This is a genomic window from Streptomyces sp. NPDC020845, from assembly GCF_044334165.1.
Taxonomy (GTDB): domain Bacteria; phylum Actinomycetota; class Actinomycetes; order Streptomycetales; family Streptomycetaceae; genus Streptomyces.
On record NZ_JBIRSJ010000030.1, the window covers coordinates 1 to 12,691 of the forward strand.

A 12,691-nucleotide genomic window follows, 5' to 3' on the forward strand; every position below is an offset into this window, starting at 1 on the left:
GCTCGATGGCCCGGCGGCCGAGCGGCTCCAGCTCCGCCGACTCACCGGGGATCCACATCCGTGCGACGACATCCTTGTCGAGCACCACCGGGGACGTCACCCACGGCCTTCCGGCAGCGCCCGCGCGCACCTCGACGGTCCCGGCGGCCGGGTCGTGGGTGATCGACTGGCGCAGTGTCGCGATGTGCTCGATCCCGTCGAACCGATCGCAGGGCACGGCACCGTCGGGACCAGCGGCGGCCAGCGCGCTCCCGTACGGGTCCTCGAAGAGCACCGGGCGGCCGAGCAGCGCGGCCAGGGCCCGAGCGACCCCGTCGACACCCTCGCCGCGCAGGGCCACCTCGGTCAGCTGGCGGTGAATGTCTCCCGTCCGCTGCAGCAGCGCGTGCTGCTCGCGCAGCGAGTCGTTGAGCTGCCGCAGTTCACCGATGGTGCGCCGCTCCCTCTCCCGGAGCCGGGCCGTCTCAATCGCGATGGCGGCCTGATTCGCCAGGGTGGTGAGCAGTTCCTGCTCGTCTTCGGAGAAGCGGTGCACCTCGGCCCGGTAGCAGGTGAGAGTGCCGAGGCAGGAGCCGGTGGTCGTCAACGGTACGGCGATGATCGAGCGGTAGCCCTGTTCATCGGCGACGCCGCCCCACGCGTAGTCGGTCTCGGCGGAGATGTCGCTCAGCGCGACCGCCCGGCCCGTCCGGAACGCCCGGCTGGAAGGTGCCTCTCCGGGGTGTCCCGACCCGATGCGTACGGGGTGCTGGGCGTTCACCCCCGCGATATAGGTGGGCGAGAGGCCGCAAGCCCCCTGGATGGCGAGGACTTCGCGCCGGGAGTCCGGCAGCAGCACGGCGCAGAAGTCGTACCCCATCAGGCGGCAGGCCGTTTTGGCCACCAGGTCGAGCAGGGAGCGCACACTCCCGGCACTGGTCACCGCCTCGGCGAGTTCTGCGACACCACCGAGCCAGGTCCTGAGTTCGGCATGGCGATCAGCGGCGCTCTTTCCCACCCGGTGACTGTGGCACCTCACAGGTGAACCCTCAATACCTGGGGGTTGTGACATGTGCAGGGGAGTGGTGCCGAGCGCCGCACGCATGATCCGCGACGGTGAGCGGGTTACGGCCGACCGCGCTCAGTGGTCTCGTACCCGGTCAGGGCACGTAGCCGTAGCTCGTCGAAGTCAGGGCTCTGCTCTTCACGCCCGGTGAGCAACGTGGCCACGATCGCGGAGAGGAATGCCAGCGGAATCGACACGATGCCGGGATTCGACAGTGGGAAGTACGGCGTCACGTGGTGCAGAAACAGTCCGCTGGGGCCGAGCACGGTCGGGCTGACGGCGACGAGCACCACGCTGGACACCAACCCCACCAGGGTGCCGGTGACGGCGCCCGCGGTGTTGAAGCGCCTCCAGTACAAGGACAGGACGAGGACCGGGAGATTGGCGCTCGCCGCCAGCGCGAACACCACGCCCACCAGGAACGCGAGGTTGACCTTCTGCAACCCGATCGCCAACGCAACGGCGACCACGCCGAGCACGATGGCCGTCCTCCGGGCGACGGCGACCTCGCGCCGTTCGTCCGGCGCTCCATGGCGCAGCACACCGGCATAGAAGTCATGCGCGAACGACGCCGAAGCCGTAAGGGTGAGCCCGGCGACCACGGCCAGGATCGTCGCGAACGCGACCGCCGCGATGACCGCCATCAGCAGCGCACCGCCCATGCTGTGCTGCCCGCCGCCGAGGAACCGCGCCAGCAAGGGGGTGGCCATGTTGCTGTCCGCCTTCTTGATCGCGGCCGGACCCACCAGCGCCGCGGCGCCCAGCCCGAGGACGATCAGCCCCAGGTAGAAGACGCCGACGATGCCGATCGTCCAGTTGGAGCTCGCGCGCGCGGACCTGGCGTCGCGGACCGTGAAGAAACGCATCAGCACATGCGGGAGGCCCGCGGTGCCGAGCACCAGGGCCAGGCTCAGCGACACGAGGTCGAGCTTGTTGGTGAAGTAGGAGCCGGAGCTCAGATACCGGTCCGCATCGCCGGACGCCTGGGCGGCGCTCTCCAGCAGATGGCCGACCGAGAAGTCGAAGCGGGCCAGGACCAGCAGGGTCAGCAGGGCGGTGGCGACCAACAGCAGCACCGCCTTGATGATCTGGACCCAGGTGGTGCCGATCATGCCGCCGACGGTGACATAGAGAATCATCAAGACGCCGACCGAGCCGATGGCGATGCCACCCGCCGCGGTGCCGTGCAGGCCGAGCAACAGGCCGATCAGACCACCGGCGCCGACCATCTGCGAGGTCAGATAGAAGAGGTTGATGACCATGGTGGACACGGCAGAGACGGCGCGCACCGGCCGCGGGCGCAACCGGAACGCCAGGGTGTCGGCCATCGTGTAGGTGCCGGTGTTGCGTAGCAACTCGGCGATCAGCACCAGCACCACCAGGAACGCCACCAGGAAGCCGACCAGATATACGGCCCCGTCGAATCCGTAGAGCGCGATCAGGCCGGTCACTCCGAGCAACGTCGCCCCGGACAGATAGTCGCCGGCCACGGCGATGCCGTTCTGCCAGCCGCGGATCCGCCGGCCGGCGGCGTAGAAGTCGGAAGCGGACCGGGTGCGCCGACCCGCCACATAGCTGATGGCGACGGTCGCGACGACAAACGCCGCGAACAGGGCGATGGACAGGGCGCGGTGGCTCACAGCACACCCTCCGACGACCGTCCGGCCATCGCCTCACGCACCCGTTGCGCCTGCGGATCCAGCCTGCGCTCGGCGTACCAGCGGTAGGCGATCGCGACCAGGAAGGTCAAGGCGAAGTTTCCCAGCACCAGCAGATAGCCCACGTTGAGCCGGCCGAACACGGCGGCGGCCATCGCATGTGGCCGGTACGCCACCACCGTCATGGTGGTGAGATAGCCGCCGACGAACACGACGACGGCCGGCCGGACGAAACGGCGGTGTCGCCGCTCCAGCTCGGTGAGCTGTGACTCAGCGGAATCGATCGGCTTCGGGGGGCTCGACATGACGCTCTCCTGACACGAGGTGGTGCAAAGACGCAGGAGCGGGCCGACGGCCTCGGGCTCCTGGGCACCTCAGGGTGAGCGACGTGTTGTCCGTACGCCATGTCGTGTCCCCCAGCGTGAGCGACGAAGACTGTGGCATCGCACAGGGGATCTTGGGCCCGGCCGACGGACACTGGCATGCGTGACCACATTCGGTAGCCGCGTCGTTCCGTCACATGCGTGCGGTGGCGGGCTGCTCTTCTTGCCGTGGTGCCTTCTCATCCGGGTCGACACACTTCGCAAGGCACCGGGTGCGGGAGAGGGCGAAGACGCCGTAGCAGAGCAGGGCGACGCCGAACAACGTGGGCAGGAGCCACAGCCCCAGCCGCGGCGACTCCGCGAAGAGCGTGACACCGAGGCAGAAGCTGACCGTGGCGTCCCCGAGTGTGAGGGCCGGCTGGGACGCGATCAGTGGGCCTCCTTGCATGGCGTACCCCAGCAGGAGGATGGCGAGCGATCCGACGGCTGCGAAACCGTAGGTCTGCCAGGCGAGGAAGAATTTTGCCACTCCCTCTTCGCTGAGAATGCCCATGGCGGACTTGACCAATGCCGCGGTGAGCGCGTTGCCGATGGCGGCCGCGGTCGCCAGACAAGCCGCCCGCGCCAGACCATGCGGGCGCCGCAGCCCGGCCAGAACGAGTACGGTCCCGGCCCCGCCGACACCGGCGAGCGTCGGCACCCACCAGATTCCCGGCACCTGGGTGCGCCCTCCGGAGGGGAAGACGGAGAACAGAGTGATGGCCAGGCCCATAAAAATGCACACCACGCAGAACCACGCCTTGCGCGACACCCGCACCCGGAAGACCGCGCTGCCGACCAGGAGAGCCAGCGGAAGCTCGAGGACGAAGACGGGCTGGACCGCCGCCAGCGTCCCCGCGTTCAAGGCCAGAGCCTGGAAGAGCGCGGCGAAGACGACCCCCAGAATGCCCCCGAGCCAGACCGGGCTGCGCAGCAGCTGCCGGATGAGACCGAGCCGCGCCGGGGAGCTGGGCACCTGCAACGCCGCACTTCGCTGCAGCACGGTTCCCACCGCGTTGCTGCCGGCAGCCAGCACGGCAAACATGACCGCCACAATCATCCGGCTCGGACCACTTCTTCCAGGTTCTGCGTTGCCCGCCGATGGGCCTTGGGTGTTTTCCACCATGCCCCTCCTCGGCAGGAGTTTCCAACGCTGGGTACGGGACGCGCGTGCTCGTCGTACTGTCCTGACCGCGCGCGGGGCGGCCCTGGTGTGTACGTTGAGGCAACGGAGGCGCAGCGCTGCTCCGGGGGCCGGTCAAGGAGAACGACATGGCGGTACACGGTGCTATCCCTGTCGTTTCCGACCGTGGCGATGACCGACATCGACACGATCGTCGCCTACACGCGCAAAGCGGGGCTCGGCGTGCGCGTCGTCTCGGCACCGCCCTTCGCCTTTCCCGTCCATGCGCCGTCCGAGGCGGATGACGCCGTGTCCAACACCGACGGAACGCTGGTCGGGCTCGGCCTGGTCCGGCTGGATGAGGCGGCCCGACGGGAGCTGACGCGGCTCGCCGGGGCGGAAGGCGTCGCCGGCATCGCCGTCCCGCCCGTGGCCCGTGGCCGGTCCTATGACGGGGGCGTCCTGCGGGAGGTGCTCGGCGTCGCCGCCGAGCCCGGCCTGTCCGTGCTGATGCACCCCATGCAGCTGCCGCGCCCGGAATGGGACCACCACTACCTGGGCAACCTGATCGGCAATCCGGATGGAGACGACGACCGCCGTGGCCTCGGTCCTCCTGGGCGGCGTTCTGGAGGACCTGCCCGATCTGCGGATCTGCTTCGTACCCGGCGGAGGCTGCGCACCGTCCCTGATCGAGAGATGGAGCCATGGGTGGCGGTCCCGTGACGACGTTCACCGGGGCAGCATGCGGCCGCCCGCGGAGTCCGACCGGATCCTCTGCGGCAGCGACTACCCCTTCGACATGGCACAGCCCGACCCGGTCGGCTTTCTGCTGGACAACGGAATGGACGCCGCGGCTCTCGAGGCGAACGGCCGCAGGTTTCTGGGGATTGCAGGCCGTGGATGGGCCGAGGGGAAGCACATAGCCGCACACCAAGCCCGAGGCCGACGTGAGGAAGCGTGAGGAAGGCAGTCGATGCAGTCGAGGAAAGCGTTCAAGGCCCTGATCGTCGGCGGATCTGTCGGAGGCCTCGCAGCCGCCCACGAGATACGGGCCGCGGGCGGCGAAGTCGCTGTGTACGAGCGTTCTGCGGGGAAGATGGAGGCCCGCGGCGCCGGGGTCGTCATGCAGCCCGAGGTGGAGGCGCTTCTGGTCCGCCTGGGCATGTCCGCACGATCGGTGAGCGTGGAGCTGCGGGAGCGCCAGCAACTCCATCGGCGCGGCAGGGCCACCCGGTACGAGGCGCCCCAGCTGATGACTGCGTGGGACACCCTCTACCGGGCGCTGCGCGAACCCCTTTCCGGGGTGTGCTACCGGCTGGACAGTGCGCTGAGGCGGGTACGAGTCGACGGTTCCGAGGTCACCGGCGAATTCGCGGATGGGTATACGGCTCAGGGCAACTTCCTGGTGGGCGCCGACGGGATCGGCTCGGCGACGCGTGGGCTGCTCGATCCGGGGCGCCGCCCCGTGTACGCCGGCTATGTGGCCTGGCGAGGCTTGGAGCCGGAGTCGGCCCTGCCCGCCGATCTGCTGGAGCTGCTGGCGGGCCGGTTCACGTTTTTCGGCGCGGACGGTCTGCAGATGCTGTGCTATCTCGTCCCGGGCCCCGACGGCGAGCTGACGGAGGGCTCCCGGCGCGTCAACTGGGTGTGGTACATGAATGTGGCCGAGCGCGATCTGCCGAGGCTGCTGGCGGGCCGGTCCGGAAAGGCGTTCACGACCTTCGTACCGCCCGGGGAGACGCTGCCGGAGACCGTCGCACAGCTCGCCACCACGGCGGACACCTCGCTTCCGGAGCGGTTCGCCGAGCTCGTACGGCGCTCCGAGGTCTTTATGCAGCCCGTCTTCGACCTGTCGCCGTACCGGATGATCGCCGACCATGTGGCGTTGATCGGCGATGCCGCTGGAACAGTCCGTCCCCACACCGCCTCGGGGACCTCGAAGGCGTTCGCCGACGCGGCCGGGCTCGCGGCGGCCCTGCGCGGATGGACACCTGGCCAGGACCTTCCAGCCGGACGGCTTGCGGACTGGGAACGGGAACGGCTCTCCCACCTGGTCGCTCTGTCGCGTGCCGGGATCGATTTGGCCAACCGGTCAGCACTGGGGACGGCGAACGGCCGCCGCTTCTTCGTCAGCGCGCGGCCCGCATGATGGCCCGCCGGATGGGTTCGTAGCCGGTGCACCGGCAGATGTTGGATTCGACCAGACCGTGTACGCGCTCCGGGTCGTCGCCGATCGTCGGGTCGGCCTCCAGGGCGCCTGCCGCCACCATGAGAAAACCGGGTGTGCAGAAGCCGCACTGCAGGGCGTGTTCGGCGGAGAAGGCCCGCTGGAGGGGATGGGGCTCGCCATCGGGTCCGGCCAGGCCTTCCACGGTGCGTACCGAGCTGCCGTCGCACTGGACGGCCAGCATGAGGCAGGACCGGACGGCCTCGCCGTCCACCAGCACCGTGCAGGCCCCACAGACGCCGTGCTCGCAGCCGAGGTGGGTGCCGGTCAGCCGGCAGTCCTCGCGCAGTACGTCGGCCAGAATGCGCCGCGGCTCCACATCGAGCGGGTGATCCCGGCCGTTGACCGTGAGTGTGATCTTCACTGGGGCACTCCTTCCGCCGCTTGGCGCAGGGTCCGGCCGACCAGCACCGCGATGGCATGTCGTCGGTACTCGAGGTCGGCGTACGGCTCGGCCAGGGGCGCGGCGTCCTGCTCCGCGGCGATACGGCCCGCGCGGAGGAACGGGTGGCCGTCGGGCAACCGGTGGCCCGTACCGGGGGAACCGACATCGGCGCCGGTCAGCGCCTGCTCGGCGGCGTGCGCCCGCACCGGCCGGTCGGCGCAGTTGACCAGCCCGATCCGGGCCTCGTCGATCACCCCGTCGCGTACGGTCAGCGCGGCGGCCACGGCCACCTGGGCGAAGCAGAAGTGGGTCCGCCGGTGTTCGATGAAGCCCACGCCGGTGTCGGCACCGAGCAGCGGGAACCGTACGGAGGTGATGAGCTCGCCGGGCCGGCGCGCGGTCAGGAGCGGGCCGCGGAACCAGTCGGACGCCGGGACCTGGCGTGTGCCGTCGGGGCCCTGCAGCAGGATGTCGGCGTCGAGGGCGGTGGCGATGGCACACCACTCCGAGGCCGGGTGTGCCCAGGCCAGGCTGCCCACCATCGTGCCGCGGGCGCGGATCGGCGGATGGGCGATATTGACGACGGCGCGCGAGAACAGGGTGCCCAGCGGCCCGTGCACGGCCTGCGGGGACTCGAAGGCGCCATGCCGGATCAGCGCGCCCACCTCGACCGTGCCGTCGTTCACGCTGAGCCGGTCCAGTTCGGCGACCCGGTTGATGTCGACCACCAGGTCGGGCTGGATGCGCTGCAGATGCATCTCCAGAATCAGGCTCTGCCCGCCCGCCAGCACCTTGATGTCTCGCGCGGTGTCGGCGAGGGCGTCCAGCGCCTCCGGTACGGTCCGGGGCACCGCGTAGTCGAAACCGGCGGGCTTCATGCGGACTCCCGGAGCTTGGGGGCGCGGGCCGCCCGCCAGACGACGTCCGGGGTGAGCGGCATCTGTAGCAGATCGGCGTCGGCGAGCCGCAGTGCGTCGGCCACGGCGTTGACGATCGCCGCCGGAGTGCCGATGCACCCCGACTCGCCCGCCCCCTTGGCGCCCAGCGGTGTGCTGGGGCTGGGCGTGCAGGTGTCCTTGACCGTGATCGGGGGGATCTCGGTGGCCGTGGGGACCAGATAGTCGAGCAGTCCGTTGGCGAGCTGTGGGACCCCGTTCTCGTCGAAGGGGACGCCTTCGTAGAGGGCCTGCCCGATGCCCTGCACCGCCGACCCGAACGCCTGCCCCGCCACCACCCCGGGATTGAGGACGATGCCGCAGTCGTCCACGGCGACCACGCGCAACACCTGAACCACGCCCAGCTCGGGGTCGACCTCGACGACCGCGGCATGCGCGCCGAAGGGGAAACCCATGCCCGACTCGAACCGGTCGTCCACCCGCAGCGGCCCGGTGGCCTTCACCAGTTCGGCCAGGCCCATGGCCGACCCGCCCGACGCGGGCGACACTGCCCCGTCGGACCACGCCACCTCCGTCACCGGCACCCCCCACAGCCCGGCGGCGCGGTCGCGGGCCTCATCGATGAGCAGTCCGCAGGCGTGTTGCAGGGCTGCCCCGGCCACCTGTGCCGAACGGCTGGCGAAGGAGCCGAGACCTTCGGGCAGCTCGTCCGTGTCGCCTTCGACGAGCCGCACCGTCGCCTCGTCGACGCCGAGGGTCTTGGCGACGAGCGCCGGAAAGGTCGTCTCGTGGCCCTGCCCGCTGGGGGCCGCGCCGCACCGGGCGACGACGGTGCCGTCCTCGTGTGCTTCGACGGCGGCGAACTCGTGCAACCCGCCCGGCTCGCCGCCGGACCGCTCGACGTAGCAGGACAGGCCGATGCCCAGCGGCAGCGCGTCCGAGTCGCCACACCGCCGGGCCTGCTCCGCCCGCCAGTCCGCGTAGCCCAGCGTCTCCAGAGCCAGGTCGAGTGCGGCCGCGTAGTCGCCGCTGTCGTACTCCCGCCCGGTGGGGGTCCGGTACGGGAAGCTCTCGGGCGGGATGAAGTTGCGCCGCCGCAGTTCCACCGGGTCGATACGCAGCCGACGGGCCAGGGTGTCCATCGACCGCTCCAGCGCGATCGTCGCCTCCGGCCGGCCCGCGCCACGATACGGATAGGTCACCATCGTGTTGGTGAGCACCGAGCGCACGGTGGCATGCACGCGGGGCGTACGGTACGGCCCGGGCGCCATCCAGGCGGTCTGCATGGGCAGGCCCACCCCGAGGTGGGGGTAGGCGCCCACGTCGGCGTCGATGGTGAGCTCGTACGCGAGCAGGTGTCCGTCCGCATCGGCGGCGAGCCTGACCCGCTGCTCCTGGCCCCGTCCCCGGGTGGCGGTCAGCATGGACTCCAGCCGGTCCTCGATCCAGCGCACCGGGCGCCGCAACGTCAACGCGAGGAAGACCACCGCCACGAACTCGGGGAACGCCGCGCTCTTGGAACCGAACGCACCCCCCGTGTCCGGCACCACGACACGGATCCGCTCGAGGGGCCAGCCCAGCAGGGCGGCCAGTTCACGGCGCAGCCGATGGGGCATCTGGTGTCCGCACCACACCGTCAGCCGGTCCCCCTCGGGCACGGCGAGGATGGTCCGGCACTCCATCGGCGTGGGCATCAGCAACTGCTGGCGGTACCGGGCCTCCACCACCGCCGCCGCGCCCTGCCACACGGACTCCTCGATCGGCTCCCCGGCCTCCCCCTGGAACGCCACATTGCTCAGACCCTCGAACAGGCGCACCGAGTCGTCCGCGGCGGCGGCCGGCGTCACCACCGCGGGCAGGGCGTCGATCTCGAAGGTGACCTCGGCCGCCCCGTCCTCGGCGCGGTACCGGTCCTCTCCGACGACCACCGCGACGGCCTCGCCGGGATACCGCACCCGGTCCTTGACCAGCACCGGCCACTCCCGGCCCGCCACCGCCTCCTCCGTCGACAGCCTGGCGAGCAGGGTGTGCGGCACCGGGGGCAGATCCTGTAGGTCGGCCGCCGCCTGCCGGCAGGCCGGCAACTCCGAAAGATCGGCAGCGGACCAGACTCCCGCCACGCCCGCCACCTGACGGGCGGCGGAACAGTCCACCGTACGCAGCACACCGTGGGCCACGTCGCTCCGTACGAACACGGCGTCCAAACACCCTGGCACCGCCATGTCGGCGACGTACCGGCCCCGTCCGGTGAGCAGCCGCTCGTCCTCACGCCTTGTCCAGTGACCCATGGAGACCTCCGGAGACCGGCTCGTCGCTTCAGGCTAAGGCTGCGGCTGCCGTTCGTCGTGTCGACCTCGAACGGCGGTGTGCGGGCGGTCTCAGAGGCGGCAGCTGATCTCCATGCCGTCCTCGACGGGGAAGGTCACGTTCTGGTAGCCGTGCGCGGGGTCGCGTACGTAGTCGAGATACGGCCGCAGCGGCCCGTCGCCCTCGCCCTGGTCGATGTCGTCGGCCACGACGAGGGTGCCGGGCCGCAGACGTGGTTCGAGCAGTTGCAGCACGGGCAGGCACAGGTCCTTCCAGCCATCGAGCAGGACGAGGTCCACGGGGCCTTCGAGAGCGGCCAGGGTCTCCCGGGCGTCGCCCTCGAGCACGGTGATCAGGTCGTCCAGCCCGGTCTCGGCGAAGGTCCGGCGGGCCGTGGCGATCTTCTCCTTGCTCATTTCCGTGGTGATGACGCGCCCGGTGCCGTTGTCCCGTACGGCGGCGGCCAGATGGAGCGTGGAGATGCCGAAGGACATGCCGAACTCCACGACCGTGGCCGGGCGGACGGCACGGACCAGGTTGTAGAGCAGCTTCCCGCCCTCGGCGGATATCGGCATGTAGATCCCGGCCGCGGCGTCGGCGAGTTCCTGCGGGTGCCTCGACAGCGCCAGCTCCGCCCCGAGGCGCGCGGCGGTGGCCTCGTCCTGCTCGGCCAGCTCGAACATCCGGCTGATGGCGGCCTCGACGCGAGGCTCGGCAAGGGTGTGAGTGAATGTCATGGACGCTAGAGTAGACGCAACGGTGAGTCTTGTCTAGAAAGGGTGGCGCGACAACAGCACTGGATATGCTGATCGCGGGAGGCGAGATGGCACGCGCGACACACACCGCTGAGGCGAGCGACACCGGCCGACCGGCGCCGCGTCACCATGGCAATCGGCACGGACGCAGTGAGCAGGCCCGGCAGGCGGTGCTGAACGCGGCCGACGACCTGCTCGTGGAGAAGGGCTTCGCGGGCGTCACGATGGAGGGCATCGCCACGCGGGCAGGTGTCGCCAAGCAGACCATCTACCGCTGGTGGAGCACCAAGACCGACGTCCTCATGGACGCCTTCCTCCAGGACGTGGCCGAAGACCTCACCGTGCACGACTCCGGTGACATCGCCCTCGACCTGCGCGGCTATCTGCGCCGACTGGCCTGGTTCCTCAGCGAGTCCGACCCCGGCGCCGTCTTCAAGGCCCTGATCGCGCAGGCGCAGCACGATCAGGCCTTCGCCCAGGACTTCCGGTCCAGATACCTCGACGAGCAGCGCCGCCGTGACCGTCTCCCGCTGGAACGCGCTCTGGAGCGGGGGGAGTTGCCGTCCGATCTGGATCTGGCGGCCGAGACCGACCAGCTCATGGGCCCCGTCTACTACCGGGTGCTGGTGACCGGCGAGCCCGTCGGCGAGGAGTTCACCGACCGGCTCGTCGACGCCTTCCTCCGCCGCCACGGGCTGACGGCGGAGAACTGACCCCCCGGCCTTGTCACCTCCGCCAGAACAGGTGGTGCGTCACGCCGCTCGGGCTGGGCACGACCTCGAGGTGGAATCGGTCGAGCAGTTCATCGGGTGACTCCCAGAGCCGTATCCCGGATCCGAGCTGTACGGGCGAGACCACCACATGCATGGTGTCGACGAGGTCGGCGTCAAGGAATTGCCGGACGGTGGTAACCCCGCCGCCGAGCCGGACGTCCTTGCCCTGCGCCGCCTCCCGCGCCTGCTCGAGGACAGTGGCCGGGTCGCCGTCGACGAAGTGGAAGGTGGTGTCGGACAGCGTGAACGAAGGACGCTCGTGGTGGGTCATGACGAACACCGGGGTGCGGAACGGGGGCTCCTCACCCCACCAGCCGCGCCACTCGTGGTCGTGCCACGGCCCACGCTGGGGCCCGAACTTGTTGCGGCCCATGATCTCGGCGCCGATATTGCGTGCGTAATCCCGTGTGAAGTAGTCGTCGAGGCCCCGGCTCCCACCGGGGTCGGTGCGCATGGGCCAGCTCGCCGTGGCACCGGCCCAGGCGAACAGTCTCCCGGGATCGATGTGGCCGAACGGATTCTCGAGGCTCTGGTCCTCACCGGCGCCGATTCCATCACTCGAGACATTGAAGTTCTGGACTCTCAGCAACTGAGCCACGTGTTCCTCCTGTGGTGTCGATAACGGTGGTGAGACTCCCCGGGCAGGGAAAACTCATCGCTGCGTCCGCGACCGGCCGGAAATCGGGCTACCACTAGCATCGAGTCATGTTCGAGTACCACGGGTGGATCACGGTGAGAGCGAGCGCCACCGCCGACGACGAGGAGGAAGAGGGCGGGCTGACCGACATCGTCGACGGCCTTCGACGGCGCATCGAGCAAGCTGTCGACCCGTACCTGCTCGATCTGAGGTGGATGAACGGGGAGCCGTTCGTCCACCTCGGCGGAAACGCCAATCACCGGTCCGGTGCGGAGGATGTCATCGAGCTGTTCGCGCACGTGGGCGCTGCGGCTCCGGGGTCTTATGGGCTTCTCCATATCCGCGACGACGAAGCGCGAGGGCAGGAGAACGACGTGCGGGTGCTCAGGCTTGTCCGCGGCGTGGTTTCAGAGCACACCGAGCCGCTGCTCTCACCGTGCATCCCCACGCTCGAAGATCCGTTCATCGTATAGAGCAACTCTGGGAGCCGTCGTGAGAGCCGTCATCACGAGCGCCCGGACCA

The 12,691-nt window shown here is 69.9% G+C and carries 14 protein-coding genes; 5 read left to right on the plus strand and 9 right to left on the minus strand.

Annotated features, from left to right (window positions below):
• From ACH4U7_RS49245 to ACH4U7_RS49260, 4 genes are all read right to left on the minus strand, one after another.
• A partial coding sequence (locus ACH4U7_RS49245) for a GAF domain-containing protein (RefSeq protein WP_398534283.1) occupies positions 1-997 on the minus strand: 997 nt, incomplete at its 3' end.
• A gap of 107 nt (positions 998-1,104) precedes the next feature.
• Positions 1,105-2,685 carry a cation acetate symporter gene (locus tag ACH4U7_RS49250; RefSeq protein ID WP_398534284.1) on the minus strand — a complete coding sequence of 527 codons (1,581 nt, stop codon included), beginning with the start codon at positions 2,683-2,685 and terminating at the stop codon, positions 1,105-1,107.
• The gene (locus tag ACH4U7_RS49255; RefSeq protein WP_398534285.1) at positions 2,682-3,008 is read right to left on the minus strand and encodes a DUF485 domain-containing protein; all 327 of its coding nucleotides are present in this window, start codon (positions 3,006-3,008) and stop codon (positions 2,682-2,684) included. Before ACH4U7_RS49255 ends, ACH4U7_RS49250 begins: the two co-directional genes overlap by 4 nt.
• A gap of 211 nt (positions 3,009-3,219) precedes the next feature.
• A complete protein-coding gene (locus ACH4U7_RS49260; RefSeq protein ID WP_398534286.1) occupies positions 3,220-4,125 on the minus strand; it encodes a DMT family transporter in 906 nt (301 codons plus the stop codon).
• Between the two features lie 255 nt (positions 4,126-4,380).
• Here ACH4U7_RS49260 and ACH4U7_RS49265 point away from each other — a divergent pair, with 255 nt between their 5' ends.
• From ACH4U7_RS49265 to ACH4U7_RS49275, 3 genes are read left to right on the plus strand one after another with little or no spacing between them, the layout of a single operon-like run.
• Positions 4,381-4,911, plus strand: coding sequence for a hypothetical protein (locus ACH4U7_RS49265; protein ID WP_398534287.1), 531 nt, complete (start codon positions 4,381-4,383; stop codon positions 4,909-4,911).
• A 19-nt stretch (positions 4,912-4,930) separates the two neighbouring features.
• Positions 4,931-5,149, plus strand: a complete 219-nt coding sequence (locus ACH4U7_RS49270; protein ID WP_398534288.1) for a hypothetical protein — start codon at positions 4,931-4,933, stop codon at positions 5,147-5,149.
• A 12-nt stretch (positions 5,150-5,161) separates the two neighbouring features.
• The gene (locus ACH4U7_RS49275) at positions 5,162-6,337 is read left to right on the plus strand and encodes an FAD-dependent monooxygenase (protein ID WP_398534289.1); all 1,176 of its coding nucleotides are present in this window, start codon (positions 5,162-5,164) and stop codon (positions 6,335-6,337) included.
• On the opposite strand, the gene ACH4U7_RS49280 is transcribed toward ACH4U7_RS49275, so the two are convergent.
• The 4 genes from ACH4U7_RS49280 to ACH4U7_RS49295 all read right to left on the minus strand — a co-directional run bounded on the left by ACH4U7_RS49280 (position 6,318) and on the right by ACH4U7_RS49295 (position 10,740).
• A complete protein-coding gene (locus tag ACH4U7_RS49280; RefSeq protein ID WP_398534290.1) occupies positions 6,318-6,779 on the minus strand; it encodes a (2Fe-2S)-binding protein in 462 nt (153 codons plus the stop codon). The two genes, ACH4U7_RS49275 and ACH4U7_RS49280, sit on opposite strands and share 20 nt — an antisense overlap.
• Positions 6,776-7,678, minus strand: coding sequence for an FAD binding domain-containing protein (locus ACH4U7_RS49285; protein ID WP_398534291.1), 903 nt, complete (start codon positions 7,676-7,678; stop codon positions 6,776-6,778). Before ACH4U7_RS49285 ends, ACH4U7_RS49280 begins: the two co-directional genes overlap by 4 nt.
• A complete protein-coding gene (locus ACH4U7_RS49290) occupies positions 7,675-9,984 on the minus strand; it encodes a xanthine dehydrogenase family protein molybdopterin-binding subunit (protein WP_398534292.1) in 2,310 nt (769 codons plus the stop codon). The genes ACH4U7_RS49285 and ACH4U7_RS49290 overlap by 4 nt, the downstream gene beginning before the upstream one ends.
• Before the next feature lie 90 nt (positions 9,985-10,074).
• Positions 10,075-10,740 carry an O-methyltransferase gene (locus tag ACH4U7_RS49295; RefSeq protein WP_398534293.1) on the minus strand — a complete coding sequence of 222 codons (666 nt, stop codon included), beginning with the start codon at positions 10,738-10,740 and terminating at the stop codon, positions 10,075-10,077.
• 86 nt (positions 10,741-10,826) lie between these two features.
• Between ACH4U7_RS49295 and ACH4U7_RS49300 the strand changes: the two genes are divergently transcribed.
• The gene (locus tag ACH4U7_RS49300) at positions 10,827-11,471 is read left to right on the plus strand and encodes a TetR/AcrR family transcriptional regulator (protein WP_398534294.1); all 645 of its coding nucleotides are present in this window, start codon (positions 10,827-10,829) and stop codon (positions 11,469-11,471) included.
• A 13-nt stretch (positions 11,472-11,484) separates the two neighbouring features.
• On the opposite strand, the gene ACH4U7_RS49305 is transcribed toward ACH4U7_RS49300, so the two are convergent.
• Positions 11,485-12,129: a dihydrofolate reductase family protein gene (locus ACH4U7_RS49305; RefSeq protein WP_398534295.1), complete on the minus strand. Its 645-nt coding sequence runs from the start codon at positions 12,127-12,129 to the stop codon at positions 11,485-11,487.
• Positions 12,130-12,236: 107 nt separating this feature from the next.
• Between ACH4U7_RS49305 and ACH4U7_RS49310 the strand changes: the two genes are divergently transcribed.
• Positions 12,237-12,641 carry an Imm7 family immunity protein gene (locus tag ACH4U7_RS49310; protein WP_398534296.1) on the plus strand — a complete coding sequence of 135 codons (405 nt, stop codon included), beginning with the start codon at positions 12,237-12,239 and terminating at the stop codon, positions 12,639-12,641.
• Positions 12,642-12,691 lie beyond the last annotated feature (50 nt).